Here is a 26,032-nt window from a genome sequence, read left to right as displayed (position 1 = left end):
CGGGGTGTTCCGTTCGAACCCCTGCGCCGCGAACGCCTCGTCAGCCCAACTCCTTTGTGGATGGAGGAGCTTGACGGGGGAACGCTGAAGATCGACGGCGCGGTTCACGTGAGTAACTATGCTCGCACCTGAGTTCAAGCTGCAACCGACTGCCTGATAATTTCAGCAAGCCGGTATCCGTCCGGTCGCGCCATCAGGGCGCCATCGGACTCATCAGGGTGACAGCCCTTCAGGAGGCACGGCGTGAGCGAAGGCCGTTCGGGCACGGGCAGCAGCAGTGCGCCCACCGTGTTGCGCATGATCCTCGGCCGGCGGCTGCAGGAACGGCGCCAGAACGCGGGCGCGTCGCTGGAGGACGCGGCCAGGGCGCTGCGCGTCAAGCCGCTGACCATCCGCCGTCTGGAGAAGGCGGAGGTCGGCCTCAAGCCGCTGTACGTGGAGATCCTGCTCGACACCTACGGGGCCGGCCGGCAGGAGATCGAGGAGTTCGTCGCCCTCGCCGAGCGGGCCAACGAGCCCGGCTGGTGGCACCCGTACCGTGATGTGCTGCCGAGCTGGTTCAGCGGTTACGTCAGTCTGGAGACCGGGGCCAGGACCCTGCGCACCTATGAGCCGCACTACGTCACGGGGCTGCTGCAGACTCCCCGGTACGCGCGCGCAGTCCTCGGCGGCGGTTTCCCGAGCGACCGGGACGAGGACCTGCAGCGGCGCGTGGATCTGCGGCTGCGCCGCCAGAGCCTGCTGGACAGAGCCGACGCCCCCACGCTGTGGACGGTGCTGGAGGAGACGGTGCTGCACCGGATGGTGGGCGGCCCGGAGGTGATGCGGGAGCAGATCGACCGGCTGCTGGAGGTGTCGGAGCTGGAGCATGTCAGCGTCGACATCGTGCCGTTCACGGCCGGGGCACATGTCGGCGCCTGCGCACCGTTCACCTACTTCCGGTTCGCGGAGCCGGAACTGCCCGACATCGTCTACACCGAGATCCTCTCCGGCGCCGTGTACCTGGACCAGCGCTCCGACGTCGCGGCGCATCTGGAGGCCCACAACCGCATGTCCCTGCTGACCTCGGACACGGACAGCAGGGCGCTCCTGAACCGTATGCGCAAGGAGTACTCATGACCGGCTTCGGCGGCGGCGACGGCCGCGCCCACGACGTCTACAACGGGATGCCCGCCTCCGACCTGGGCGATCACGGCTGGGAGTCCCCGTGGAGCGGGCCGAACGGGGGCCAGTGCGTGCAGACCAAGCAGCTCGCCGACGGCCGCGTGGCCCTGCGGCAGTCGACCGACCCGGCCGGGCCCGCGCTGATCTACACCCCCGAGGAGATCGCCGCGTTCGTCGCGGGCGTCAAACGGGGTCTCGCCGACCATCTGGCGGCCGGCTGAACCCGAGCAGGACGGACAGGACGGCCCGTCCCCGGATCCGGCCTGCCCGGCACCCCCCATGCACCTCACCGAAAGGCACAGGATGACCACCTCGAACGCCCCACGGGACATCGACACCAGCAGGCCGCACTCCGCCCGGATGTACGACTACTACCTCGGTGGCAAGGACCACTTCGAGGTCGACGAGCAGGCGGCGGAGTCCGTCGCGGGCGTCTACCCGGGCATCTTCGTGTGCGCCCGCGAGAACCGCGCGTTCATGCACCGGGCCACCCGGGTCCTGGCCCGCGAGCACGGCATCCGCCAGTGGCTGGACATCGGCACCGGCATCCCGACCGAGCCGAACCTGCACCAGGTCGCCCAGTCCGTGGTCCCCGAGGCGCGGGTGGTGTACGCCGACAACGACCCGCTGGTCCTGAAGTACGCCGAGCGCCTGATGCGCAGCACGCCCCAGGGGCGCACGGCCTACGTCCACGGGGACGTCAACGACCCCGGCGCGCTGCTCGACGCGCCCGCGCTGGCCGAGGTGCTGGACCTGACCCGGCCCGTGGCCCTGTCCCTCAACGCCCTGATGCACTTCGTCACCGACGCGCAGGACCCGTACGGCATCGTGGCCCGTCTGCTGGACGTGGTCCCCTCGGGCAGCGCGCTCGCCCTGAGCCACTGCACGCCCGACTTCGATGCGTCGACCTGGCAGAAGGTCACCGACATCTACACCGGCGCCGGCACTCCGGTGCAGTTCCGCTCGCGGGACGACGTCGCCCGCTTCTTCGACGGACTTGAGCTGCTCGACCCCGGCGTGACGGTCGGCCACCGCTGGCGTCCGGACGGCCCCGTCGAGGCCACGGACGCCGAGGTCAGCCTCTGGACCGGGGTGGGGATCAAGCCGTAACCGGTTCCCCGACACCTCCCCACCGCACCCTGGAAGGCGCACGCATGGAGACCATGGCCGCTCGCATCGCGGACCTGTACGACCTCGGCGAGGGGCCGTGGACGGTACGGCCGGTCGCCAGGGGCGCGCTGGGGCAGATCTGGAAACTGTCCGGGAGGGGATGCTCCTGGGCGGTCAAGGAGATGCTCTTCGGGTGCGACGAAGGGCAGGTGCTCGTGGAGTCCGGGCTGCGGACCGCCGCGGAGAGGCGGGGGGTCGCCTCGCCGCGGCTGTTGTCCAACCGTCACGGCGCCTTCGTCTCACAACCCGCCCCCGGGCCCGAGGGGTCCTGGGTGAAGGTCTACGAGTGGATCGACGGCGCTCGGCCGGACACGTCCGATCCGGAGATCCTGAGCTGGTGCGGCCGCACGCTGGCCGTCCTGCACACAGCCGGGACGGGCACGGGCGGGGCGGGCACGGGCGGGGCACCCGATCCCTGGTACGAGGAGTGCCCCGGTGAGGCCGACTGGGCGCGGCTGCTCGCGGAGGTCCGGCGACGCGGAATGCCGTGGTCGGACGCGCTCGGCCGGTTCGTCGAGACGTCGGCGAAAGAGCTCGCGCGGCATGTCACCCCGTCCGGCGCGGGTGACGTCGTCACGTCGCACCTCGACCTGCAGCCGCAGAACGTCCTGGTCGGCGCGACCGGCCCGGTGCTCCTGGACTGGGACAACGCCGGGCCGGTCTCGGCGGGACGGGAACTGGCCCAGGCCGTCTACGTGTGGTCCGGCGGCAACGACTTCGACGCCGAACGGGCCCGGCGGGTGGTGCGGTCGTATCGGGACGCCGGCGGCGGTCCGGTCGTCCGGGGGCTGGAGTCGTTCTCGACGCTGTTCGCGACGGCCCTGAACTATGTCCGGGTCCAGGCCGAGTGCGCGATCGATCCGACGGCGACGCGGGAACAGCGCGAGTTCGCGAGCGGCCAGGTCGTCGCCTGTCTGGGCCGTCTGCCGGAGCTGAGCGCCGTCTCACGCCTGGCGCGGGCCCTGGAGACCGTGCGGTGACGGCCGCTTCGGCCTCGCCCCTCGCCGCCTCGTCCGAGTACGAGAACCTCTGAGTACGAGAACTCATGACGCGGCGCGCACTTACCGGCGAGTATCGGGGCATGACGAAGATTGGACGCCCCGAAATCCTGCGCGCGGCACCGCTGTTGGCCGCGCTGGCCCTGTTGGCGGCGGGGTGCGGAACCCAGCGGGCAGGACAGGACGCCGGGGACGGGAGCCCGTCGCGGCCAGCGGTGGCGACGCCGAGCAAGCCGGTGGACTTCCCATGCCCCGGCGAGAGCGCCGCGCCGACGCCCACCCCGAGTGCGACCTCCTCGGCTCCCGCCACACCGCCCACCGACCACTACGCCGAGAACCACGGCTTCAGGGTTCCCCTCCAGCTGCACGGCCGGAGCCGCTGCGACGGGCTGGCGGCCGCCCGACGGATCGAGCGGGCGCTCGAACCGCTGCGCGAGCGCGGCGACTTCAGCCCGCAGAGCACGCGCGCCGCACTCACCCGTCTGGGATACGCCGACGGGGACGTGCAGTCGTCCCAGAACGGCCCGACCGGGGTGAGCTTCCTCGTGGTCGCCCACCCTCTGTGCCTGGAGGGCGGCATCGACCGCGAGAAGACCCGGGCGGACGCCTTCGGCGGCTACCCCGACGGCACCGACTGCGAGCCGCCCTCCGGCGGCCACTGATCGCGTTCGTTCACGCGCGGAGACCGTCCGAGGCGACCGGATAGGTGAACTGATGTACGGAACCGGGCCGTTGGGACGTAAGTTGTGGCCAGAACTGCTCACGCCTCGGTGAAAGACGGACGACGACCATGACCGACCCTGAGACCACGTCAGCGGCGCATCAGCCCATCGACACCTCGGTGCCGCACTCGGCCCGCATCTGGAACTACTGGCTGGGGGGCAAGGACAACTACCCCGTCGACGAGGAGGCCGGCGACGCGTACACGGCCGTCTTCCCCGGCATCGTCACCATCGCCCGCAGCAGTCGTGCCTTCCTGCGCCGGAACATCACGTATCTGGTGTCGGAGGCGGGCGTACGCCAGTTCCTCGACGTCGGCACCGGCCTGCCGACCGCCGAGAACACCCACGAGGTCGCCCAGCGGCTCGCTCCCGAGTCGCGGATCGTCTACGTCGACAACGACCCCCTGGTTCTGGCCCACGCCCGCGCCCTGCTCACCTCGACGCCCGAGGGCGCGACCGCCTACGTCGACGCCGACGTCCTGGACCCGAAGCGCATCCTGGCGGCCGCCGCCGAGACGCTGGACTTCAGCCGCCCCACCGCGCTCATCCTCAGCAACATCCTCGGCCATGTCGCCGATCACGCGCAGGCCCGCGCCATCGTCACCGACCTGATGGCCGCGCTGCCGTCCGGCAGCTACCTGTCCGTCAACGACGGTTCGCGGGGGATCGACCCGGTCTTCGAGCAGGCCCAGGACGCCTACAACGAAAGCGGCGCCGTCCCGTACAACCTGCGCTCCGTAGAAGAGATCACGGCGTACTTCGACGGCCTGGAACTGCTGGAGCCGGGGGTCGTCTCGGTGCCCCTGTGGCGTCCCGAGGCCGGCTCCCCGGCCCCGGACCTCGTCGGCGAACACGGCGGCCTCGGCCGCAAGCCGTGACGGCACGCCGTCCGGTAGGCCCCTGACCGGCCCGCCGCCGTGCCGTCCCGCCAGGGCCGGCACGGCGGCGGGCGGCGGGCACGGCCCCGGAGCGACCGGGCCTGCCGTCACAGCAGTCGCCGGATGTCGCCGCGGACCCGGTAGAAGCCACCGGCCGCCGGATGCAGCGCGTCGACGACGTAGCGCGCCCCCGGCTGCCGTATCTCACGCGGGAACTGGACGTTCCAGGACGCGTCGTAGCCGTCGGAGACCACGTGCACCCGCACGCGTCCGGCCCGCTGGACGCACTCGACGACGATCGCGCCGGCGGGGGCCTGCGCCACGGTGGCCACCGCGCTCACCGCCGTGGCGGGCGCGTAGGTCGGCAGGGCGGCGGCGAGCTTGACGTCCCGCGCCACCGGAACCGTGCCCTGCTGAGCGGCCTCGACGGCGGACTCGCTCGCGTCCACGCACACCAGCGAGCCGTCCGTGGTCACCAGGTACAGCCGTTCGTCGCGGTACTGCATCGACAGGGCGGATCCGCCGCCGGTGCCGAGCTTCCACAGACGCGTGCCGTCCCGGTCGAAGCAGTAGACGGACGACGAGGCGTCGCCCGCGAACACGAACCGCCCGTTCGGCGAGGTGGCGCACGAGTACACCGCGCTGTCGCAGCGGTACGTGGCCTCGACCTCCCCGGTGGCCTTCGACAGCCGCTGGACCACGCGGTGCGCGGTCCCCGCGTACACGGCGTCCTCCTCCTGCCAGCCGAACAGGACGCCGCCCCGGGTGGGCGTGTGCCAGAGCTCGCCGCCGCCGTCGGGCGCGTAGGCGGTGACGCCCCGGTGGTGGCCGTGGTAGACGGCCCGGTCGTCGGCGCGCACCATCCACGCGTGCTCGCCCTGACTGCGCCGGGCCCACTGATGCTCGTCCTCGTGGTCGATGACGGTGAGCCGGCCGCCCCGGTCCGAGACGTTGAGGATCCCCTCGTGGATGTCCAGCCAGAAGATGTCCACGTCGGCCGTGATGTCGTACGCGGCGAAGGGCAGCTTCGAGGACAGGTCGTAGACCTTGCCGTCGTCACAGCCGGCGTAGATCCAGAAGTCGTCGGCGACCAGGCACTTCACGCCGTCCGGCAGCGTGAAGCGGGCCAGGACGCCGCCGTCGTGGTCCAGCGTGTAGACGTCGCCGGCCTGGTTGCCGACCCAGCAGCGGTCGTCGTCGACGTGGATGCCGAACGCCGAGGAGCCAGTGCGGAACCGCCACAGCACCGGAGCGACCGCGCGTGCGGTGGACGGGGCCGAGGCCACCTGACGGCGGCTCACCGGGCGCGCGGCGCGCTGTCCCGCGACGGCAGGGGCGTATCCCTTGCGTACCTTCTCCCCGACCTTCTTCGCGGCGGCGGCCCGCGCCTTGTCGGCGGTGGGGAACGTCGTCGTCTGCACCTGGCCGGAGGCGCCGATCCGCCCGTAGCGGACCGTCACCACCGTGCCGTCGACGGCCACTTCGTAGAACTTGTGCGCACCGCCGTCGTCCTGCGACAGCTCCAGATACGTCGTCGACACGCTGCTGGACCCCGTAGACATGACACACCCCTCCCCAGGGCGGACCCGCGGCCGTTCCGGCGGATCCCACTGCCGAAACCGTAGGCGCAGGCACTGACAATCGCCTCGGGCGAAGCAGCCCCGGCACGATGGTCGGGCGGGGTCCGGCGAACCGGCCGTGGCGCCGGCCGCGCAGCGCGGATGGAAGGGTTCGAGGCCGGCGTGGAGGAAGTCGTCCGCGATGCCGCGGCCGGCGCCGTCCGTGGTGCCGGAGTCCTCGCGGGGGCCGTCCCTGAGTCCCGCGTCGCGGTCGCCCAGGTGAACGCGCGTCTCGTACAGGCCGTCCCCGCTGTACACGTGCGCCAGCCGGTCCGGGTAGCGGTCGTGGTCGATGTCGATGACGGCGATGTCCTTCGCCGCCCCCAGGTCGAGCGGCATCGTCCGCTGCCCGCGGCCCGTGTCGGAGAAGGGTCCCGTTCTCAGCTCGGAGACCTCGGGGCGGACGGGGTCGTCCCCGCGCTGCCGTGCGCCGGCGACGACGAGGAGGTCGCTCCAGCCGTCGCCGTCGAAGTCCGCGACGGCGGCGCGCACGAACGACTGGTGCTCCCCCGCCCGGTCGGCGAGCGCGCGCGCCCCGGCGGTCGTCTCACAGGCCGAGCCGACACCGAAGACAATGGTCAGCCGGGCGCCGACGCGGGACGGGTCGGACACGCGGTCCGGGGAGCCGTCGGCGTTCAGGTCGGCCGTCAGCTCCCCTGCCGGAGTGAGACACGCGGTGACGGCGGACGGCCCGCCCGGCCGCGGGGGCGGCGCTCCCCGTGACTCGGCGGATCCGGCGAGGAGCAGCAGTGCGAGCACGACGAGCCCGCCGCGCTTCAGCCGCCTCTTGTGCGTGCCGGCCAAAGGGACCATGGCGTCCGACTCTCGCACACGCGGGTGACGCCGGTCGGTCCGGCCGACGGAACGGCTCCTCAGGAATCCTCGTCCTTCGTCGGCCTCCCGGGTGGGATGTCGCCGGCCGTGAGGTGTTCCAGAACCTCGACCAGTTCCTGGCAGGCCCGTTCCACGGAGCGTCTGGTGCTGCGCTGCTCCGCGATCACCGCGGAGAGCAGCAGCGCCGTGAGGGCCATCGTCCCGTTGAAGGCCTGGAGCTTGAGCATCACCTCGATGCGGGTCAGGCCCACGAAGGGCCCCGCCCCGTCGGTGGCGGCGACCGTGGCGAGGACGGAGGTGAACAGGGCGCACAGCATGCTCCCGCCGAGCTGGAACCGCAGCGCCGCCCAGATCAGCAGCGGGTAGACGAGGAAGAGCAGGCTGACATGGCTGCGGGTGGCCAGCGGAACGACGGCGCAGGCGATGAGCGCCAGGCCCGCGCCCTCCTTCCAGCGGGACAGGTGCAGGGGCCGTCGGAGCGTGTACAGCACCAGCAGGACCGGCGTGACGATCAGGACGCCCATCGCGTCACCGACCCACCAGGCCAGCCAGACGGCCCAGAAGCTGTGCGCGGCGATCTTGTCGGTGAGGAGCAGCAGGCCCACGCCTACGGTCGAGCTGATCAGCATGGCGGTGAGGGCCCCCAGGAACACCAGCGCGAGACCGTCGCGCAACCGGGCCAGGTCGGTGCGGAAGCCCACCTTGCGGAGCATGAGGTACGCGCAGACGGGGGCCGCGGTGTTGCCTGCCAGATTGCCGATCACCGCGGGCCGCAGCGACGTCAGGGACAGGATGACGAGAAGGGCCCCGAGCGCGATGCCCGCCCAGGAGCGGATCCCGAGGATCAGCAGACTGGCCACCGCCACGCCCGTGGGCGGCCAGATGGGGGTGAAGACCGCGCCCTCGACGACGAGCTCGCGCACGAGGCCGAGCCGCCCGGCCGCGTAGTAGCAGAGGGCGACCGCCAGCGTCTGGATGACGAAGACGGCCGTCCGGCGCAGATCGGGGGTGCCCACCACAGCAGCCATCAGACACCGGCGGAACGCTGTCGGCGAGGCGAGGGACGCGGCGACCGGCCCTATGGCTGAATCCGGGGACGTCGCGGTCCCGTCAGTCCGTCGTGGCCGACGACGAGGACGGCCGCGTCGTCCTCGTGGCCGACGCGCTCGGCGCGCTTGATGACCGCGGCGGCGAGCGAGTCCGCCTCCATGCCCGCGACGGCGGCGATCCCCGCGAGCCGCACCACCTGGTCGAGGCCCTCCTCGACGCTGAGCGTCGGCCCCTCCACGACCCCGTCGGTGAGCAGCACGAAGACTCCGCCCTTGGTGAGCCGGTAGCGGGTCACGGGATAGTCCATGCCGTCCTGGACGCCGAGCGGCGGTCCGCCCTCGTCCTCGGCGACGCCGGACTTGCCGTCGGCGGTGGCCCACACACACGGGATGTGCCCGGCGCGCGCGCTCTCCAGGACGCCGGTGGCCGGGTCGAGGCGCATGAAGATGCAGGTGGCGAAGAGGTCGCTGCCGAGCGAGAGGAGCAGCTCGTTGGTCCGGGCGAGGAGCTCGCCGGGCTCTCCGGTGACGGAGGCCAGAGCGCGCAGTCCGACGCGGACCTGTCCCATGAACGCGGTCGCCTCTATGTTGTGCCCCTGCACGTCGCCGATCGACAGGCCGATGCGCCCGTCCGGCATGGCGAAGGCGTCGTACCAGTCGCCGCCCACGTTGAGGCCGTGGCAGGCGGGGGCGTACTTCACGGCGAGCCGGAATCCGGGGGCCGCCGGCAGGTCTCTGGGCAGCATGCCGCGCTGCAGTGCCAGGGCCAGCTCGACGCGTGAGCGCTGGAGCTCCGCGCGCTCGCGTGCCTGGGCGGTCAGCGAACCGAGCCTGGTCAGCAGCTCGTCGCCGTCGTCCGTGCGGCGCTTGCGGGACATCGATCACTCCGGCGGAACGGCAGCTCATCGGAAGCAACGAAGGCGAGAACGCCCTGTCGCTCTTTTCGGGCAAAACTCACATTTTACCTTCATAGGATGATAGCGGCCCGAGCCGTGCCGACCCGACCTCGCTCCCGTGCCACCGTGACGCGCGACGCGGTGCGCCCGCCGCCCGGAGCGGGAGGGGACACACCGCCGCCAGGAGCGGGAGCGTGGCGCACCGCCCCCACGTCGGCCGGCACGCCTTCCTCCGCCGCCCGGCGGAGGACGCCCGCCCCGGTGGGGTTCAGCCGGCCAGTGCCGCGTCCACGACCTGCTTGGCCTCCTCCTGCACCCGGCGCAGGTGGTCCGGGCCGAGGAAGGACTCGCCGTAGATCTTGTAGACGTCCTCGGTGCCCGACGGCCGGGCGGCGAACCACGCGTGGGCGGTGGTCACCTTGATGCCGCCGATGGCCGCGCCGTTGCCCGGCGCCTCGGTGAGGACGCCGGTGACGGCCTCGCCGGCCAGGGTGTCGGCGGTGACCTGCGCGGGCGAGAGCTTGGCGAGCAGCGCCTTCTCCTCACGGGTGGCCGGCGCGTCGATACGGGCGTAGGCGGGCGCGCCGAAGCGTTCCGTCAGGGCGGTGTAGTGCTCGGACGGGGTCTTCCCGGTGACCGCCGTGATCTCGGAGGCCAGCAGCGCCAGGATGATGCCGTCCTTGTCCGTGGTCCATACGGACCCGTCGCGACGCAGGAAGGACGCCCCGGCCGACTCCTCCCCGCCGAAGCCCAGCGAACCGTCGACCAGGCCGTCCACGAACCACTTGAAGCCGACGGGCACCTCGACCAGCCGGCGCCCGAGATCTGCGGCGACCCGGTCGATCATCGAGGACGACACCAGCGTCTTGCCGATGCCCGCGTCGGCGGGCCACTGCTCGCGGTGCGCGTAGAGGTAGCCGATGGCGGCCGCCAGGTAGTGGTTGGGGTTCATCAGGCCCGCGTCCGGCGTGACGATGCCGTGCCGGTCGGCGTCGGCGTCGTTGCCCGTCGCGATCCGGAAGCGGTCGCGCTGGTCGATGAGCGAAGCCATCGCGTACGGCGACGAGCAGTCCATGCGGATCTTGCCGTCCCAGTCGAGCGTCATGAAACGCCAGGTCGGGTCGGTGAGCGGGTTGACGACGGTCAGGTCGATCCGGTGCTGCTCGGCGATCCGGCCCCAGTAGGCGACCGACGCCCCGCCCAGCGGGTCCGCGCCGATACGGACGCCTGCGGCGCGGATGGCGTCCAGGTCGACGACGTTCGGCAGGTCCGCGACGTAGGCGCCGAGGAAGTCGTGGCGAGCGGTGGTGGAGGCGGTGAGGGCCCGCGTGTACGGCACGCGCCGTACGTCCTTGAGGCCGGCCGCGATGACGTCGTTGGCGCGGTCCTGGATCCAGGAGGTGGCGTCCGAGCCGGCCGGGCCGCCGCTCGGCGGGTTGTACTTGAAGCCGCCGTCGGCGGGCGGGTTGTGCGAGGGGGTGACCACCACGCCGTCGGCGAGGCCGGTCGTGCGGCCCCGGTTGTGGGTGAGGATGGCGTGGGAGACGGCGGGCGTGGGGGTGTAGCCGTCGGCGTCGTCGATGAGCACGCTCACGCCGTTGGCCGCGAACACCTCCAGCGCCGTGACCCGCGCGGGCTCGGACAGGGCGTGGCTGTCGGCGCCGAGGAAAAGCGGGCCGTCGGTGCCCTGTGCCGCGCGGTACTCGCAGATCGCCTGGCTGGTCGCGGCGATGTGATCCTCGTTGAACGCCGTGTTCAGCGACGATCCGCGGTGCCCCGAGGTGCCGAACGCCACGCGCTGGGCCGGGTCGGCGGGGTCCGGGTGCAGCGCGTAGTACGCGGTGACCAGCCGGGCGACGTCGACGAGATCTTCGGGGCCGGCCGTCCGGCCCGCTCGCTCGTGCTGCATGTGCCCGCTCCTCCACATCGGTTGACCATTGGCTTGCGGTCCCATCTTTCCTTGTGGGAGCGCCCGCCCGCGACTACGGGCCGGCCGGCCGTCTCCGGAGTTCGTCCGGTCCGGTCCGTCCGGCCCGTGCCGCGGTCCGCTGCGGTGCGACGGGTACGGGGTGCGACAGGTGCCACAGGAGCGGTCGGGGCGGGGTCAGCGCCGACGGCCGCGGGCCGCCCAGCCGCTGCCGATGCCCGCGACGTGGAGGGCGAGCAGGGTCAGACCGATCAGCATGAAGTTGGTCGAGGTGAAGGTGTCGTTGGTGGAGATGTCCGCCGCGTTGATCAGGAAGGCGATGAAAAACAGCACTGCCGAGATGATGCCGAGCACGGGGTCCGTCCTTTCGGGGTGATTGCCTCGCTGGGCGCCTTGCACCGGCGAGTCGGTCTTCCGGTTGGGTCGTTGTTCCGGCGAGTCGGTCTTCTGCCGAGTCGCCTCGCCGAGTCGCTCCTTCGACTCGCTCCTTCGACTCGCTCCGTCGAATTGCTCCGTCGAATTGCTCCGTCGAGTGTTTCCTTCGACATGTAGCGCTTCGGTGTGCGTTGTTCGGGTCCGGTGTCGCTTCGGTGTCGTCGTCCCTTCGATGTGACTGTTCTCCGCATGCCCCCGACGGCGCCGCGAACACCGGGCCGTTTCACCGGTGTTCGCCGCGGGGTGCGTATCTGAGTAGCCGTACTCAGGCGTGGTCGTCTCGCCGCCGGGAGACTGGGGCTCCGATCGCGCAGCCCGGAGGCCCCTCGTGTTCAGCCGTGCCGTCTACGCCCTGACGCCGCTCTTCGGGCGGCTCACCGTCACCAGCGAGATCAAGCTGCGGCTGCCCGCGGGGACCATATTCGTGGCCAACCACGACTCGATGGCCGACCCCGCCGTCGTCATGACCGCCCTGCGACGGTTCGAGCTGGAGCCGGTGGTCATGGCGACGGCCGGGCTGTGGCGCATTCCGCTGCTCGGCAGGGCGCTGACGCGCGAGGGACACATCCCGGTCCACCGTCGCTCGGCGCGCGCGGCGCTGGCTCTCGACGCCGCCGCCGAGGCGCTGGCCGGGGGCCGGCACGTGCTGCTCTACGGCGAGGGAGGACTTCCGCGCCGCAAGGACGCGGGGGCCTCGGCACCCGAGCCCTTCCGCACGGGACTCGCCCGACTGGCGCAGGCGACCGGCTCGCTGGTCGTGCCGGTGGGGCACGCGGGCGCCCGGCGGATCGCGTCGGGGTCGGCGGCCAAGCAACTGGCGGGCACGCTCACCGCGCCCGTGCGCCGTCCGCACTGCCACGTCCACCTGGGCGCACCGCTGCGCCTGCCCACGGAGACGGAGCGCGGCACGACGGCGGCCCGGCTCGCCGTCACCACGGCCTGGCGGACCGCGGCCCGCGCCGTGGGCGAACACCCCAGGTGACGGCCCCCGCCTCGCCACGCACACCCCGGCCACGGCGCACCCCGGCCGCCACCGGCGCCGCACCGTTGACGTTGCACCGATGAGTTCCCGGAGATTGTGCGGTCTATCCGTCGACGAAAGGAGCGCACCATGCGCAAGATCATCGTTTGCACGTTCCTGACCCTGGACGGCGTCATGCAGGCGCCGGGCGGACCTGACGAGGACGCCGAGAGCGGTTTCGAGCACGGCGGCTGGCAGAAGCCGGTGAGCGACGACGAGGTCGGCGCGGCGATCTCCGGTTGGTACGAGCCCTCCGACGCGATGCTGCTCGGCCGCAAGACGTACGAGATCTTCGCGTCCTACTGGCCGACCGCCGATCCCGCCAACCCGTTCACCGAGCGGATGAACAGCATGGACAAGTACGTGGCGTCCCGGACCCTGACGTCCCTCGAGTGGCAGAACTCCACCCTGCTGGAGGGCGACGTCGTCGACGCCGTCCACAGGCTGAAGGCGTCCGAAGGCGGCGACATCAACGTCGTCGGCAGTGGCGACCTCGCCCAGACCCTCATGCGGCACGGACTCGTCGACGAGTTCCGGCTGACCATCCACCCGGTGATCATCGGCAGCGGCAAGCGGCTGTTCGCCGACGGAGCGATCCCGACCGCGCTGGAGCCGGTCAGCGTCTCGACGACGAAGAGCGGCACCGTCGTCGGCGTCTACCGGCCGGCCGGCGAGCCCGGCTACGACAGCTACTAGTAGTGCAGGTCGCGCGGCGACTCGGTCGGGTTTCGCGGTCGGGATCTCTGTCCTCGCCGCTGCGTTCCGTCCCCTGCCGAGGGCCGCACGGCGGCCAGGACAGGACACCAGCGGCGCGTCACATCGCCTGGACCTGCCACCACCGATCCGCCAGCGCTCGGGTCACTTCGCCCTCGTACTCATCGGCGTCGAAGTGGAACGTCGGCGGTCGCACCCGGCCGGCGGGCGCCTGCCAGTCGGACCACTCGACAACGCCGCCGTGCCGCTGCACCAACACCGAAAGGCAGCCGCAGCATCCGCCCGTGCACTCAGGCTCCCCCAGCACCACCCGTCGCCCCTCGTCGCGCGCCGAGAGGGGGCTGTGACCGTCGGCAGGAAGGGCCTCCTCCGCAAGCGGGCCGCGGCCTTCCGCACCGACCGCCCCCGCCACCACGTCCTCGCCGTCGACCCAGAGCCGCAACCGGGCACCCCACCGGGGCCCCGGCGGCAGCACGCCGACCTCAAGCCGATTGAACACCCGAACACCCTACGTGGGTGGAACCATGTAGGGTGCCCGCCCGCCGGGCTGCGGGCGGCGCAGGATCAACAGCGGCAGGCCCTAACCCCCGGCCGGCGGGGGTGCCGTGCTGTCGCGCAGGACCAGGCGCGTGGGCACGAGTGTCGTGCCGTGCTCGGAACCGTCGGGGCGCATCTTGCGCAGCACGGCCTGGACGCACAGGCGGCCGACCTCGGCGAAGTCCTGGTGCAGGGTCGTGAGCGGCGGCAGGAAGGAGCTCGCCTCGGGGATGTCGTCGAAGCCGATGACGCTGACGTCCTCGGGCACCCTGCGGCCGCGTTCGTGCAGGGCGCGCAGCAGGCCGAGCGCCATCTGGTCGTTGGCCGCGAAGACGGCGGTGCACTCCTCGCGGGCCGCGAGTTCCAGGCCGGCCCGGTAGCCGGACTCCGCCGACCAGTCGCCGCGGACGAGGGGCGGGGGCGTGCGGCCCGCCTCGGCGAGGGCGGCGCGCCAGGCGTCCGCGCGGCGCTGAGCGGCGAACGAGCCCTCGGGCCCGCCCAGATGCCATACCGTCCGGTGTCCCAGGTCGAGGAGATGCTGGACGGCGGTGCGGGTGCCGCCCGCCTGGTCGGTGTCGACGACGGTGTAGTGGTCGCCGGCGTCGGAGTCGACCACCACCACCTGGACGTGCGGCGGCAGTTTGACGGTCGCCGCGTCCAGCAGATGCACTTCCATGATCACGATGACCGCGTCGACGGCCAGTTCCTCCAGCCGCGAGAACGCGCCGCGCACCTCGTCGGTGGTGGGCACGGCGACCGGGAGCAGGGTCACCGCGTAGCCTTCCTCGGCCGCCGAGGTCGCGATCGCCTCCAGGGTGCGCACGTTGCCGGTGGTGGACAGCGTGAACGTGATGACGCCGATCGTGCGGAACTCGCCGCGCTTGAGGGCGCGGGCGGCGCTGTTGGGCCGGTAGCCGAGTTCGGACATGGCGGCGAGGACCTGCTGCCGGGTCTCCTCGTTCACGCCCGCGTAACCGTTGGAGACCCGCGAGACGGTCTGCGACGACACTCCGGCGAGCCGGGCGACGTCGGCCATGGAGGCGGTGGCCCGGGTGCGTCTCGGCACGTCAGCCGGTGTTCTTCGAGCCATGTCCACTCGGTGTCCCCACCTCTCTGTCGGCGCAGGTGCCACGGTCTCCCCAGACGACCCTTGACCATCGTTATCGGGGCAGTGTAGACATGCCGCCATCAGATGTTTACGTAAACATAACAGCTTGCCCAGCCTCTTGCGTGGCCGATGTTTGCGTAAACATCATGGTGGCGGTGGGGCGTCCGGAAATCTCCGCGCAACACCGCCTGCTCCAGTTCTGGACGAGCGAGGAACGACATGACGACGCTGCAACCGCCGGTGGCCGCCGAGCCGCGGCCGGCACCTCCTCCGGCGAAACGGGACCGCCGCTCCTGGACGGGGTGGGGTTTCATCGGTCCCTTCGTGGTGGTGTTCGCGCTGGTCTTCCTGGCGCCGATCGCGTACTCGATCTACCTGAGCCTCTTCCGCGACCAGCTCATCGGCGGAAACCAGTTCGTCGGCCTGGACAACTACACGCGGGCCCTGCAGGACGACGCGTTCTGGTCGGCCGTCGGACGGGTGGCGCTCTTCCTGGCGGTCCAGGTGCCGATCATGCTGGGCATCGCCCTGCTGGTGGCACTGGCCCTGGACAGCGGCCGGCTCTACGGCAAGGGCTTCTTCAGGATCACGATCTTCCTGCCGTACGCCGTGCCCGCCGTGGTCGCCACCCTCATGTGGGGCTTCATGTACGGCACCAAGTACGGCCTGGTGGGCGACATCAACTCCGCGTTCGGTGTCACCCTGCCCGACCTGCTCTCCCCCGACTGGGTGCTCGCCTCCATCGGCAACATCGTGACCTGGGAGTTCGTCGGGTACAACATGCTGATCTTCTACTCGGCGCTGCGCGTCGTGCCGACCTCGCTGTACGAGGCGGCGGAGATCGACGGCGCCGGTCAGTGGCGGATCATCAGCTCGATCAAGCTGCCCGCGATCCGGGGCGCGCTCGTCATCGCGACGATCTTCTCGATCATCGGCAGCTTCCAGCTCTTCAACGAGCCGAGCATCCTGCGTCCGCTGGCGCTGAACTCGATCACCACGGACTTCACGCCGAACTTCTACACGTACTCGCTGTCCTTCAACGGCCAGCAGCACAACTACTCGGCGACGGTGGCCATCATCATGGGCGTCATCACGATGATCGTCGCCTACGCCGTCCAGCTGCGCGGCATGCGCAAGGGAGCGTGACCCGATGAGCACCTCTGTCACCGCCTCCCCCGCGAAGAGCGGCGCCCCCAGACTGCGGACCCCTCGCAAGAAGCACACCCCGGGCAAGCCGAAGCGCAACGTGCTGCTGACGGCGCTGATGGCCCTGATGGTCCTCTACACCGTGGTGCCGCTGATCTGGCTGGTCATCAACGCCACGAAGACCCAGTCCGGGCTCGCCGACTCCAACGGCCTGTGGTTCGCCCACGACTTCGCCCTGTGGGACAACATCCGGGACACCTTCACCTACCACGACGGCATCTTCGGCCGCTGGCTGCTGAACACCCTGCTGTACGTGGTGCTCGGCGCGGGCGGCGCGACCCTGCTGGCCGTGCTCGGCGGATACGCGCTGGCGAAGTTCCAGTTCCCCGGCAAGCGGGCGATCTTCGCCGTCGTGATCGGCGCGGTCGCCGTGCCGGCCACGGCGCTGGCCGTGCCGACCTTCCTGATGTTCAGCAAGATGGGGCTGACCGACACCCCCTGGGCGGTCATCATCCCTTCGCTGGTGTCGCCGTTCGGCCTCTATCTGATGTGGGTGTTCGCCGCCGAGGCGATCCCGACCGAGCTGCTGGAGGCGGCCCGGATGGACGGCGCGAGCGAGGTGCGGACCTTCTTCCAGGTCGCACTGCCGCTGCTGGCCCCCGGGATCGTGACCGTGCTGCTGTTCACCACGGTCGCCACCTGGAACAACTACTTCCTTCCGCTGATCATGCTGAAGGACCCGGACTGGTACCCGCTGACGCTGGGTCTGAGCGCCTGGAGCTCCCAGGCGCAGACCATCGGCGGTGACGTGATCTTCAACCTGGTGATCACGGGATCCCTGCTCACGATCCTCCCCCTCATCGCCGCCTTCCTGTTCCTCCAGAAGTACTGGCAGTCCGGCCTCTCCGCCGGAAGCGTCAAGGAGTGACCCGGGCAGCGCCCCCAAGCCCCACATGTGAGCAACACCGGCACCACCCCCACCCTCACCTGTCCCACCCACGTAGAAGTGGAAGCACCATGCGCAGAACAACGAGCCGCATCCTGCGCGGCATCGCCCTCGTCTCCACCCTGGCCCTGGGCGTGACCGCCTGCGGCGGCTCGGACGACAGCTCCGACACCAAGGCCGTCTCCGCCGGCGACATCCAGGCCGCCCTGGCCAAGGGAGGCGACATCACGGTCTGGGCGTGGGAGCCCACTTTGAAGACGGTGGCCGCCGACTTCCAGAAGAAGTACCCGAAGGTCAAGGTCAACCTGGTCAGCGAGCGCTCCGGCGACAAGCACTACACCGCGCTGTCGAACGCGATCTCGGCCGGCAAGGGCGTCCCGGACGTCGCCCAGGTCGAGTACTTCGCGCTCGGCCAGTACTCCCTGACCAAGGGCCTGTCCGACCTGGCCCCGTACGGCGCCTCCAAGCTCGCCTCCAAGTACACGCCGGGCCCGTGGAACGCGGTCAGCGACGGCGACAAGGTCTACGGCCTGCCGATGGACTCGGGTCCGATGGCGCTGTTCTACAACAAGACGGTCTTCGACAAGTACAAGATCGCCGTCCCCACCACCTGGGACGAGTACCTCGACGCCGCCCGCAAGCTCCACAAGGCCGACCCGAAGGCCTACATCACCAGCGACCTCGGCGACGCGGGCCTCACCACCTCCCTGCTGTGGCAGGCCGGTTCGCGCCCCTACAAGGTCGACGGCACGAAGCTCGGCATCAACTTCGACGACGCCGGCGCCAAGAAGTACGAGGCGGTCTGGCAGCAGCTGATCAGCGAGAAGCTGGTCGCCCCGGTCAACGGCTGGACCGACGACTGGTACAAGGGCCTGGGCGACGGCACCATCGCCACCCTGCCCACCGGCGCCTGGATGCCCGCCAACTTCGTCACCGGCGTCCCCAACGCCAAGGGCCAGTGGCGCGCGGCGCCGCTGCCGGCCTGGACCAAGGGCGACAAGGCGAGCGCGGAGAACGGCGGCAGCTCGCTGGCCGTCCCGGCGCTGGCCAAGAACAAGGAACTCGCCTACGCCTTCACCGAGTACGCCAACTCCGGCGCCGGTGTCGCGACCCGCGTCAGCGAGGGCGCCTTCCCCGCCACCAAGGCGGAGCTCGAGTCCCCCGCGTTCCAGAGCAAGAAGTTCGACTACTTCGACGGCCAGGAGGCGAACAAGATCTTCGCCGACTCCGCCGCCAACGTGGCGAGCGACTGGTCGTACCTCCCGTTCCAGCCGTACGCCAACTCGATCTTCAACGACACGGTCGGCAAGGCCTACGTCTCCGGCACCAAGCTGGCGGACGGCCTGAAGGCCTGGCAGGACGCCTCGGTCAAGTACGGCCAGGAGCAGGGCTTCACCATCCAGAAGTAACCCAGAGGCAGTCGCCCGCGAAGCGGCCGGCACAGCACCAGCACAGCAGTAAGCGCCGGGCGGCGCGGCACACGGGCCGCGCCGCCCCCGTGCACCACCTTCGGAAGGACCGCCATGATCTCCACCCTCCAGTCCCGCATGCTGCGCGGGGCGGACGGTGACGCCGCCCCGCGTCTGGCCTACGGCGCCGACTACAACCCCGAGCAGTGGCCCCGGGACGTGTGGGAGGAGGACGTCCGCCTGATGCAGGAGGCCGGCGTCACCGTCGTCTCCGTGGGGATCTTCTCCTGGGCCCGTATCCAGCCGGGCCCGGACACCTGGGACTTCGGCTGGCTCGACGAGGTCATGGACCTGCTGCACGCGGGCGGGATAGGCGTCGACCTGGCCACCGCCACCGCCTCCCCGCCGCCGTGGCTCACCACCGCCCACCCGGAGATCCTGCCGGTCACGGCGAACGGCGAGACACTCTGGCCGGGCGCGCGGCAGCACTGGCGGCCCACGTCGCCCGTCTTCCGCGAGCACGCCCTGCGCCTGGTCCGCGAGATCGCCGGCCGCTACAAGGACCACCCGGCGCTGGTCGCCTGGCACGTCTCCAACGAGCTCGGCTGCCACAACGTCTACGACTACTCCGACGACGCGGCCCGCGCCTTCCGCCTCTGGCTGCGCGCTCGCTACGGCACGCTCGACGCCCTCAACCACGCCTGGGGCACGGCCTTCTGGTCGCAGCGCTACAGCGACTGGGAGCAGATCCTGCCGCCGCGGCTGGCCGCCTCCCACCCCAACCCCACCCAGCAGCTGGACTTCAAGCGGTTCTCCTCGGACGCGCTGAAGGACCACCTCGTCGCCGAGCGCGAGATCCTGCGGGAGATCACACCCGGCGTCCCGGTCACCACCAACTTCATGGTGATGGGCGGCACGAAGGGCATGAACTACCCGGACTGGGCTGGCGAGATCGACTTCGTCTCCAACGACCACTACGTGCATCCCGGCCCGCAGGACCGCGACGAGCTGTCCTTCTCCGCCAACCTGGTCAGCGGCATCGCGAGCGGCCGGCCCTGGTTCCTGATGGAGCACTCCACCAGCGCGGTCAACTGGCAGTCCGTCAACGTGGCCAAGCGACCGGGCGACCTGGCCCGCGACTCGCTGCTGCACGTGGCGCACGGCGCGGACGCCGTCTGCTTCTTCCAGTGGCGGCAGTCCGCGGCCGGCGCCGAGAAGTACCACTCGGCGATGGTCCCGCACGCCGGCGCGGACAGCGACCTGTTCCGCGCGGTCGCCGACCTCGGCGCGAAGCTCAAGGCCCTCGCCCCGGTGGCGGGTTCGGAGCGCGAGGCGGCGGCCGTCGGCATCCTCTACGACTGGGAGTCGTGGTGGGCCAGCGAGCAGGACTCCCACCCCACCTCCCTGCTGGACTACCGTCAGGAGGCGCTCGACTGGTACTCGGCGCTCCTCGCCCTCGGCGTCCGCGCCGACCTCGTCACCACCGGCGCCGACCTCTCCCGCCACCAGGTCCTCGTCGCGCCCGTGCTGCACATGGTGCCGGCCGGGCTCGCCAAGGACCTCACGCGCTATGCCGAGCAGGGCGGCCACCTCGTCATCACGTACTTCTCCGGGGTCGTCGACGAGAACGACCATGTGTGGCTCGGCGGTTACCCCGGGGCGCTGCGCGACCTGCTGGGCATCCGCATCGAGGAGTTCGGCCCGCTGCTCGCCGGCGAGAGCGTGGAGCTGGACGACTCCACCCGCGGCACTCTGTGGACCGACCGGATCACCGTCGCGGACGGCGCCACGGATGTCCTGGCGCACTACCGCAGCGGGGTGCACGCCGGCCGTCCCGCGGTCACCCGCCGGTCCACGGGCGACGGCTCGGCCTCGTACGTGTCGACCCGGCTCGGCGTCGACGGGCTGCGCTCGCTGCTCCCGCGCCTGCTGGAACCGGCCGGCGTGAGCAGCGAACTTCCCTCGCAGGCGCGCGGATCGGTTGAGCTGACCGTACGGCGCGGCCCCGAGGGACGGTTCCTGTTCCTGGTCAACCGGACCGACGAGACGGTGCGGGTCCCCGGCTTCGACGGCGAGGTGCTGCTCGGCGCCCGCGACGCGGAGGGCTCCCTCGTCCTCGGTCCCCGGGAGGTCGTCGTACTGCGCCGACCCGCCGTCTGACGTCCCCGCCCGCACCCCACGACTCCCCGGGCACGGCCTGACCCGTGCCCGGGGGCCATCCCCTCCCGTCCGCGCGGCAGGAGGGGGCCCACCACAGCGACCGCACCGCAGTTGGGAGCACCCATGGCACGCCGTACCCGCACCAGACGGACCCTCGGGGCCGCCGCACTCACCGCACTGGCCACCGGGGCCGCGCTCTTGAGCGTCCCCGTGCAGGCGCACGCCGAGGCCGCCGTCACGGTGACGCCGGACCCCTCGTACCAGCAGGAGAAGTTCGAGGGCTGGGGCACCAGCCTGGTCTGGTTCGCCAACGCCACCGGCGACTACCCCCCGGCGGTCCGTGAGAAGCTCGCCAAGCTGCTCTTCGGTGACGACGGCCTGGCGCTGAACATCGCCCGCTACAACATCGGCGGCGGCAACGCTCCGGACGTCAAGGACTATCTGCGGGCCGGCGGCGCCGTGCAGGGCTGGTGGAAGGCGCCCGCGGGCACCACCCGCGCGGACACCGACTGGTGGAGCGCGGACGACCCGGCCGACTGGAACCCCGAGGCCGACGCCACCCAGCGGTGGTGGGTGAACCGCATCAAGAAGGACATCACCCACTGGGAGGCGTTCAGCAACTCCCCGCCGTGGTTCATGACGGAGAGCGGGTACGTGTCCGGCGGCTTCAACGCCAACACCGACCAGCTGAAGGCCGACTCCGTGGACGACTTCGCCGCCTATCTGGCGGGTGCGACGAAGCGGCTGGAGAAGGGCGAGGGCATCAAGGTCGACACGATCGACCCCTTCAACGAGCCCAACACCGGCTACTGGGGCACCCGGCTCGACGCGAACGGCCTGCCCGTCGGCGGCCGCCAGGAGGGCGCCCACATCGGCCCCGAGCTCCAGCAGAAGGTGCTCGCCGCGCTGGCGCCCGCGCTGAAGAAGGCCAAGGTCAGGGCCGGCATATCGGCGATGGACGAGACCAACCCGTCCATCTTCGCCACCAACTGGAACTCCTACTCGCAGGCCGCCAAGGACCTCGTGGACCAAATGAACGTCCACACCTACGGCACCGGGCAGCGCACCACCGTGCGCGACCTCGCCAAGGCCGCCGACAAGCCGCTGTGGATGAGCGAGGTCGAGGGCGACTGGGGCGACGGGCAGAGCTTCACCGACATGCGTCCCGGTCTCGGGCTGGCCCAGCAGATGGTGAACGACCTGCGGGAACTGGAGCCCAGCGCCTGGGTGTTCTGGCAGCCGGTCGAGGACTACGACAACATGAAGCCGGGCGGCGAGTCCGCCAAGGGCGGCAACTGGGGCGAGATCCAGCTGCCGTTCAGCTGCACCAAGACGGACACCCTGCAGTCGTGCCCGATCTTCACGAACACCAAGTTCGACACCGCCCGCAACTTCACGCACTTCATCAAGCCCGGCGACAGGCTGATCAAGGTGGACGACACCTCCAGCGCCGCGGCCGTGACCGAGGACGGCAAGGGCGTCTCGCTCGTCCACGTCAACTCCACCACCGCGGCCCGCACGGTGACCCTCGACCTGTCCAAGTTCCGCAGCATCAAGGGCAACGCGACCGTCACGCCGACCGTGACCAGCGCCGACGGCAAGCTCAAGCAGCAGGCCCCGGTCAAGGTCGTGGACGGCAGGGCCACGTACACGGTCCCCGCCCAGTCCGTGACCTCCTTCGCCGTCAGGGGCGTCTCGGGAGTCGCGAAGAACGCCGGCCTGTTCAGCAAGGGCCACTCCTACACGCTGACCGGCGTGCAGAGCGGCAAGGCGGTCACCGTCGCCGCCAACGGCACGAGCCTGGTGATCGGGTCGGCCAACGGCAGCACGGCGCAGCAGTGGCAGCTGGACGCCCGGCACGGCGACAAGGGCGCGCGCCAGCGTTACGTCTTCGCCAACCCGGCCGAGGGCAAGCGCCTCGCCGTCCGCGACGACGTGCCGGTGGTCGAGCCCGACACCGGCAAGCGTGACCCCGCCACCGAGTGGATCATGTCGACCACCGGCGACGGCACGTGGACCCTGGTGAACGCGGCCACCGGACGGCTCCTCGAAGTCGGCGGCCAGGCGACGAACGAGGGCGCCGCCGTGACGACCTGGCAGGCCAACTCCGGCTCCAACCAGCGCTGGAGGGTCACGGACGTGACCCCGTAGCGTCCTGCCGGTTCGCTGTCTCCGCCCGTGTCGCGATCGTCGCGACACGGGCGGAGTGCTGTGCGGAAGCGGTGGCGGAGCGCTCCGCGGCGCCGACGGGCGGCGTCGCGGCCGGGACGCGTTCCAGGACGCCGCCCGCGAAGACGTCGTACAGCGGGAGCGTCTCCAGGTGCACGTAGCCGATGTGGCAGTCGCAGACGGCGAGCGGGCAGGCCCGGGGGCGCAGGGCTGCGCGGTACGAGCCGTCGTAGAGGTTGCCGAGTTCGGCGCGGACGAAGTGGCAGCGGCGGACCGTGCCGTCCCCGTCGACCGAGATCACCGATTCGCCGGTGCGGCAGGGCAGGCCGGCGCTGGCGTGCGGGTGGCGGCTGTACGGGAAGAGCGGGTCGAGGGCGGTCCACCGGTCGGCGTCGGCGTCGTCGTAGACGTGCCCCTCGGCGGCGTTGATCCACAGGTAGACGTGTGCGGGCAGGTCGGCGCGCAGGCGGCGGGCCGCTTCGAGATGGCCGGGGAGGCCGACGACGCCGACGCTGAAGCGGATGCCCCGGTCCGTCAGGTCCCGGCATTTGGCGAGGAACCGCTCGTACGGTGTCTGGCCCGGGTGGTAGGTGCACCACAGCGCCAGCGTGTCGGGGTCGGCCTCGGCGAGCCAGTCGGTGCGGCAGCTGAGGTTGGTCTGGATCGCGACGCGGCGGATGTGCGGGAGGCGGGAGAGGTCGGCCAGGGTGCGCCGGTACCAGGAGCGGACCAGGCCCTCGCCCCAGGGAGTGAAGAGGAGGGAGAGCCGGTCCTCGGTCCGGGCCGCGGCCCAGACGGCGAACCGTTCGAGCGCGGCCCGGTCGGCGCGCAGCTGCGCGGTCGAGTCGCGTCGCTTGGCGAACGGGCAGTAGGGGCAGTCGTAGTCGCAGGAGGCGAGCGGACCGCGGTAGAGGAGGGTCAGGTCCACGGCGTCCGCCTCACTTGCGTTCGTAGGCGGCCATGGCGGTCCGCACGGCCGGCGAGAAGAGGGCGGGGCCGACGGCGTCGGAGTGGGCGAGCCCTTCGGGGGTGAGCCGCAGGGTCGTCGGGCCGGCGTCGGTGAGCCAGCCGCGGTCGGCGAGTCGCCCGAGTTCGGGGCCGAAGTCGTCGGCGGGCGCGCCCCCGAAGCGGGCCCGGTAGTCGTCGAGGCGCAGCCCCTCGGCCTGGAGCAGGGACTGCAGGAGGTGGCGGCGGCGCGCCTCGCGCGGATCCATGCGGAAGCCGACCTGGGCGCGGGCGAAGTCGGCCGGGCCGCTGGAGACGTAGTCGTCGATGATGCCGCGGATCTCGTGCATGCCGACGGCGTAGTCGAAGGAGTAGTGCAGTGCGGCCGTGTAGGAGCGGGCGCCGCAGCCGAGGCCGATCATGCCGTCGGTCTGGCAGGCGTGGTCGTCGGGGCCCTGGGGCGGCGCGTCGGCGCGACGGAACATCCGCATGGACTGCTGGCGGTAGCCGTGCGCGAGGAGGTGGTCGCGACCGGTCCGGTACAGGGTCAGGCGCTGTTCGTCCCAAGCCGGGTCGTGGCCCGCCGGGGCCCGGCGGTCGAGGCCGGTGAGGGGGCGGACGTAGAGCGGGTAGAGGTAGAGCTCCTCGGGTCGCCAGGCCAGGGCCGCGTCCAGGGAGCGCAGCCAGCTCTGCTCACTCTGCCCGTCGATGCCGTAGATGAGGTCGATGTTGAGGACCGGGACGCGCGCGTCGCGGATGCGGGCGAGGGCGGTCTCGACGTCGGCGCGGCGCTGGGGCCGTACGGCGGCCCTGGCCTCGGTCTCGACGAAGCTCTGGACGCCCAGGCTGATCCGGGTGGCGCCGCGCTCGGCCAGGACGGCCAGGCGGTCGGCGGTGGCCGTGGCGGGCGAGGCCTCGACGGAGAGCGGGACCGCGCGCAGGTCGGCCCCCATGCGGTGCTCGGCGATGTCGCAGAGGCGCTCCAGCTCACCGGCGGTGAGGAAGGTGGGCGTGCCGCCGCCGAAGGCCGCGGTGGCGAACCGGGTCCGGTCCGTCTCCCCCAGCGCCTCGCGCACGGCTGTCGCCTGTCGCTCCAGGGCGTCCAGGTAGGCGCCGGTCAGGCCGTCGGGCGCGCCGATGCGGGTGAAGAGGTTGCAGAAGCCGCAGCGGACCTCGCAGAACGGTATGTGCAGGTAGAGGGAGAGCGCGTCCTTCGGCTCGGCCGCCCAGAGTTCGCGCAGGGGCGGGCGTTCGGGGAGGGGGCGGTAGGCGGTCTTGTGCGGGTAGGCGTAGACGTAGTGCTGGTACGGGCTGACGGCGGTGGTCGGCTCGGCGGTGGTCATCGGGCGGCCTCCGTCGGGCGCGGGGCGGGGTCACGGGGTGCGGGGTCGAGGAAGAAGTGGGCGTACGGGACGGTCCACACGGACTCGTGGCCGAGCCGGTGCCCGGTGTAGCCGTCGTCGCCGTAGGCGGTGCCGTGATCGGAGCAGACGATCGCGAAACAGCGGCGCCTGCTGCTCGCGGCGGCGAAGAGCCGCCCGATGTGCCGGTCCACGTACTCCAGCGCGGCGGCGTGCGTCGCGCGGCTGTCGCCCGCCTCGCGGGTGGCGCCCGGCAGATGGAACCAGTTCGGCTGGTGCAGCGCGGAGACGTTCACGAAGAGGAACAGCCGCCGCTCGTCCGGGAGTCGCCGTACGACCTCCTCGACGCGGTCGATCTGGTTCTCGAAGGAGTGGGGCGAGGTGACGCCGAACTCCGGTTCCCAGTGGGCCTCCTGGAACAGGCCGGGCAGGACCGAGCCCAGCGGGCCCTGCCGGTTGAAGAAGCCCACTCCCCCGACGCACACCGTGTGATAGCCGTGCCGGGCCAGGCCGGAGACGACATCGGGGGTGTCGTAGACATAGGTGCCGCGCGCCGTGGTCTCGCTGCCCGCGAAGCTCGCCGCGAACAACCGCGGGTGCGGTCCGGGGGCCGCCGGAGTCGGCAGGAAACCGGCGAAGATCGCCTGGTGGGAGGCGTAGGTGAAGCTGCCCGGAGCGTGCCGCTTCTCCCAGCGGCCGCCGGGGAGGTGACGGGCCAGGTGAGGTATGCGGCCCGCCTCCGCGAGCTCCACGGCCACGTCGTACCGCAGGGTGTCGAGGGTGACCAGGAGGATGTCGTGACGGCCCACGACGTCGTTCATGTC

General features: G+C 71.4%; 23 protein-coding genes. 13 read left to right on the top strand and 10 right to left on the bottom strand.

From position 1 onward, the window contains the following. The first annotated feature begins 243 nt into the window (after window positions 1–243). The 6 genes from Sri02f_RS33825 (at window position 244) to Sri02f_RS33800 (ending at window position 4,932) form a co-directional block, all read left to right on the top strand. On the top strand, window positions 244–1,119 hold the full coding sequence (locus Sri02f_RS33825; RefSeq protein WP_109005145.1) for a Sco1979 family transcriptional regulator: 876 nt from the start codon (window positions 244–246) through the stop codon (window positions 1,117–1,119). Further along, a complete protein-coding gene (locus Sri02f_RS33820; protein ID WP_109005144.1) occupies window positions 1,116–1,385 on the top strand; it encodes a DUF397 domain-containing protein in 270 nt (89 codons plus the stop codon). Before Sri02f_RS33825 ends, Sri02f_RS33820 begins: the two co-directional genes overlap by 4 nt. An 82-nt stretch (window positions 1,386–1,467) precedes the next feature. Continuing rightward, window positions 1,468–2,274 (top strand): SAM-dependent methyltransferase, encoded by an 807-nt coding sequence (locus tag Sri02f_RS33815; protein WP_109005143.1) that lies wholly within the window; start codon window positions 1,468–1,470, stop codon window positions 2,272–2,274. Window positions 2,275–2,318: 44 nt separating this feature from the next. Beyond that, entirely contained in the window at window positions 2,319–3,314 is a 996-nt protein-coding gene (locus tag Sri02f_RS33810) for a phosphotransferase (protein ID WP_109005142.1), read from the top strand. 101 nt (window positions 3,315–3,415) lie between these two features. After that, on the top strand, window positions 3,416–3,994 hold the full coding sequence (locus Sri02f_RS43190; RefSeq protein WP_245970925.1) for a hypothetical protein: 579 nt from the start codon (window positions 3,416–3,418) through the stop codon (window positions 3,992–3,994). 128 nt (window positions 3,995–4,122) lie between these two features. Continuing rightward, on the top strand, window positions 4,123–4,932 hold the full coding sequence (locus Sri02f_RS33800; RefSeq protein ID WP_109005141.1) for an SAM-dependent methyltransferase: 810 nt from the start codon (window positions 4,123–4,125) through the stop codon (window positions 4,930–4,932). A gap of 107 nt (window positions 4,933–5,039) precedes the next feature. Here Sri02f_RS33800 and Sri02f_RS41890 read toward each other — a convergent pair whose 3' ends face one another. The 5 genes from Sri02f_RS41890 to Sri02f_RS33775 form a co-directional block, all read right to left on the bottom strand. Beyond that, complete coding sequence (locus Sri02f_RS41890; RefSeq protein WP_167467678.1) at window positions 5,040–6,494, bottom strand: WGR domain-containing protein; 1,455 nt, start codon at window positions 6,492–6,494, stop codon at window positions 5,040–5,042. A 929-nt stretch (window positions 6,495–7,423) separates the two neighbouring features. Then, window positions 7,424–8,413: an MASE1 domain-containing protein gene (locus tag Sri02f_RS33790; RefSeq protein ID WP_373865148.1), complete on the bottom strand. Its 990-nt coding sequence runs from the start codon at window positions 8,411–8,413 to the stop codon at window positions 7,424–7,426. 50 nt (window positions 8,414–8,463) lie between these two features. Beyond that, window positions 8,464–9,312, bottom strand: coding sequence for a PP2C family protein-serine/threonine phosphatase (locus Sri02f_RS33785; protein ID WP_109005138.1), 849 nt, complete (start codon window positions 9,310–9,312; stop codon window positions 8,464–8,466). A gap of 286 nt (window positions 9,313–9,598) precedes the next feature. Continuing rightward, the gene (gene pgm, locus Sri02f_RS33780) at window positions 9,599–11,239 is read right to left on the bottom strand and encodes a phosphoglucomutase (alpha-D-glucose-1,6-bisphosphate-dependent) (protein ID WP_109005137.1); all 1,641 of its coding nucleotides are present in this window, start codon (window positions 11,237–11,239) and stop codon (window positions 9,599–9,601) included. Between the two features lie 195 nt (window positions 11,240–11,434). Continuing rightward, window positions 11,435–11,611, bottom strand: a complete 177-nt coding sequence (locus tag Sri02f_RS33775) for a hypothetical protein (protein WP_109005136.1) — start codon at window positions 11,609–11,611, stop codon at window positions 11,435–11,437. Window positions 11,612–12,020: 409 nt separating this feature from the next. Here Sri02f_RS33775 and Sri02f_RS33770 point away from each other — a divergent pair, with 409 nt between their 5' ends. Both Sri02f_RS33770 and Sri02f_RS33765 read left to right on the top strand, forming a co-directional pair. Then, window positions 12,021–12,674 (top strand): lysophospholipid acyltransferase family protein, encoded by a 654-nt coding sequence (locus Sri02f_RS33770; RefSeq protein WP_109005135.1) that lies wholly within the window; start codon window positions 12,021–12,023, stop codon window positions 12,672–12,674. 129 nt (window positions 12,675–12,803) lie between these two features. After that, window positions 12,804–13,409 (top strand): dihydrofolate reductase family protein, encoded by a 606-nt coding sequence (locus Sri02f_RS33765; protein WP_109005134.1) that lies wholly within the window; start codon window positions 12,804–12,806, stop codon window positions 13,407–13,409. Window positions 13,410–13,527: 118 nt separating this feature from the next. On the opposite strand, the gene Sri02f_RS33760 is transcribed toward Sri02f_RS33765, so the two are convergent. Together Sri02f_RS33760 and Sri02f_RS33755 are read right to left on the bottom strand one after the other, a co-directional pair. Beyond that, window positions 13,528–13,926, bottom strand: coding sequence for a hypothetical protein (locus tag Sri02f_RS33760; protein ID WP_109005133.1), 399 nt, complete (start codon window positions 13,924–13,926; stop codon window positions 13,528–13,530). Between the two features lie 81 nt (window positions 13,927–14,007). Then, window positions 14,008–15,000, bottom strand: a complete 993-nt coding sequence (locus Sri02f_RS33755) for a LacI family DNA-binding transcriptional regulator (protein ID WP_373865150.1) — start codon at window positions 14,998–15,000, stop codon at window positions 14,008–14,010. A gap of 291 nt (window positions 15,001–15,291) precedes the next feature. Between Sri02f_RS33755 and Sri02f_RS33750 the strand changes: the two genes are divergently transcribed. From Sri02f_RS33750 to Sri02f_RS33730, 5 genes are all read left to right on the top strand, one after another. Next, entirely contained in the window at window positions 15,292–16,218 is a 927-nt protein-coding gene (locus tag Sri02f_RS33750; protein ID WP_109005132.1) for a carbohydrate ABC transporter permease, read from the top strand. 4 nt (window positions 16,219–16,222) lie between these two features. After that, complete coding sequence (locus Sri02f_RS33745) at window positions 16,223–17,146, top strand: carbohydrate ABC transporter permease (RefSeq protein WP_109005131.1); 924 nt, start codon at window positions 16,223–16,225, stop codon at window positions 17,144–17,146. Between the two features lie 89 nt (window positions 17,147–17,235). After that, window positions 17,236–18,573: an ABC transporter substrate-binding protein gene (locus Sri02f_RS33740; RefSeq protein ID WP_109005130.1), complete on the top strand. Its 1,338-nt coding sequence runs from the start codon at window positions 17,236–17,238 to the stop codon at window positions 18,571–18,573. Between the two features lie 114 nt (window positions 18,574–18,687). Beyond that, entirely contained in the window at window positions 18,688–20,733 is a 2,046-nt protein-coding gene (locus tag Sri02f_RS33735; RefSeq protein WP_109005129.1) for a beta-galactosidase, read from the top strand. A gap of 123 nt (window positions 20,734–20,856) precedes the next feature. Next, the gene (locus tag Sri02f_RS33730; RefSeq protein ID WP_109005128.1) at window positions 20,857–22,884 is read left to right on the top strand and encodes an RICIN domain-containing protein; all 2,028 of its coding nucleotides are present in this window, start codon (window positions 20,857–20,859) and stop codon (window positions 22,882–22,884) included. Here the strand turns inward: Sri02f_RS33730 and Sri02f_RS33725 are convergent. The 3 genes from Sri02f_RS33725 to Sri02f_RS33715 are packed head-to-tail and all read right to left on the bottom strand — an operon-like array spanning window position 22,865 to window position 26,029. Continuing rightward, window positions 22,865–23,830, bottom strand: coding sequence for an STM4011 family radical SAM protein (locus tag Sri02f_RS33725; RefSeq protein ID WP_109005127.1), 966 nt, complete (start codon window positions 23,828–23,830; stop codon window positions 22,865–22,867). The genes Sri02f_RS33730 and Sri02f_RS33725 overlap by 20 nt on opposite strands. Window positions 23,831–23,840: 10 nt before the next feature. Further along, window positions 23,841–25,190, bottom strand: a complete 1,350-nt coding sequence (locus tag Sri02f_RS33720) for an STM4012 family radical SAM protein (RefSeq protein WP_109005126.1) — start codon at window positions 25,188–25,190, stop codon at window positions 23,841–23,843. Next, window positions 25,187–26,029: an STM4013/SEN3800 family hydrolase gene (locus Sri02f_RS33715; RefSeq protein WP_174855764.1), complete on the bottom strand. Its 843-nt coding sequence runs from the start codon at window positions 26,027–26,029 to the stop codon at window positions 25,187–25,189. Before Sri02f_RS33715 ends, Sri02f_RS33720 begins: the two co-directional genes overlap by 4 nt. Between the last annotated feature and the right edge of the window lie 3 nt (window positions 26,030–26,032).

The sequence above is a fragment of the Streptomyces rishiriensis genome, from assembly GCF_003112535.1.
GTDB lineage: Bacteria > Actinomycetota > Actinomycetes > Streptomycetales > Streptomycetaceae > Streptomyces > Streptomyces rishiriensis.
The sequence above is the reverse complement of the archived record's forward strand: the minus strand, read 5'-3'. Positions and strand labels throughout refer to the sequence as shown.

Excerpts from the sequence above, each read along its gene's own strand:
- Sri02f_RS33820 (WP_109005144.1), top strand. The coding sequence starts at position 1,116 with ATGACCGGCTTCGGCGGCGGCGACGGCCGCGCCCACGACGTCTACAAC.
- Sri02f_RS33815 (WP_109005143.1), top strand. The coding sequence starts at position 1,468 with ATGACCACCTCGAACGCCCCACGGGACATCGACACCAGCAGGCCGCAC.
- Sri02f_RS33810 (WP_109005142.1), top strand. The coding sequence starts at position 2,319 with ATGGAGACCATGGCCGCTCGCATCGCGGACCTGTACGACCTCGGCGAG.
- Sri02f_RS43190 (WP_245970925.1), top strand. The coding sequence starts at position 3,416 with ATGACGAAGATTGGACGCCCCGAAATCCTGCGCGCGGCACCGCTGTTG.
- Sri02f_RS33800 (WP_109005141.1), top strand. The coding sequence starts at position 4,123 with ATGACCGACCCTGAGACCACGTCAGCGGCGCATCAGCCCATCGACACC.
- Sri02f_RS41890 (WP_167467678.1), bottom strand. The coding sequence starts at position 6,494 with ATGTCTACGGGGTCCAGCAGCGTGTCGACGACGTATCTGGAGCTGTCG.
- Sri02f_RS33790 (WP_373865148.1), bottom strand. The coding sequence starts at position 8,413 with ATGGCTGCTGTGGTGGGCACCCCCGATCTGCGCCGGACGGCCGTCTTC.
- Sri02f_RS33785 (WP_109005138.1), bottom strand. The coding sequence starts at position 9,312 with ATGTCCCGCAAGCGCCGCACGGACGACGGCGACGAGCTGCTGACCAGG.
- pgm (WP_109005137.1), bottom strand. The coding sequence starts at position 11,239 with ATGCAGCACGAGCGAGCGGGCCGGACGGCCGGCCCCGAAGATCTCGTC.
- Sri02f_RS33765 (WP_109005134.1), top strand. The coding sequence starts at position 12,804 with ATGCGCAAGATCATCGTTTGCACGTTCCTGACCCTGGACGGCGTCATG.
- Sri02f_RS33755 (WP_373865150.1), bottom strand. The coding sequence starts at position 15,000 with ATGGCCGACGTCGCCCGGCTCGCCGGAGTGTCGTCGCAGACCGTCTCG.
- Sri02f_RS33750 (WP_109005132.1), top strand. The coding sequence starts at position 15,292 with ATGACGACGCTGCAACCGCCGGTGGCCGCCGAGCCGCGGCCGGCACCT.
- Sri02f_RS33745 (WP_109005131.1), top strand. The coding sequence starts at position 16,223 with ATGAGCACCTCTGTCACCGCCTCCCCCGCGAAGAGCGGCGCCCCCAGA.
- Sri02f_RS33740 (WP_109005130.1), top strand. The coding sequence starts at position 17,236 with ATGCGCAGAACAACGAGCCGCATCCTGCGCGGCATCGCCCTCGTCTCC.
- Sri02f_RS33735 (WP_109005129.1), top strand. The coding sequence starts at position 18,688 with ATGATCTCCACCCTCCAGTCCCGCATGCTGCGCGGGGCGGACGGTGAC.
- Sri02f_RS33730 (WP_109005128.1), top strand. The coding sequence starts at position 20,857 with ATGGCACGCCGTACCCGCACCAGACGGACCCTCGGGGCCGCCGCACTC.
- Sri02f_RS33720 (WP_109005126.1), bottom strand. The coding sequence starts at position 25,190 with ATGACCACCGCCGAGCCGACCACCGCCGTCAGCCCGTACCAGCACTAC.
- Sri02f_RS33715 (WP_174855764.1), bottom strand. The coding sequence starts at position 26,029 with ATGAACGACGTCGTGGGCCGTCACGACATCCTCCTGGTCACCCTCGAC.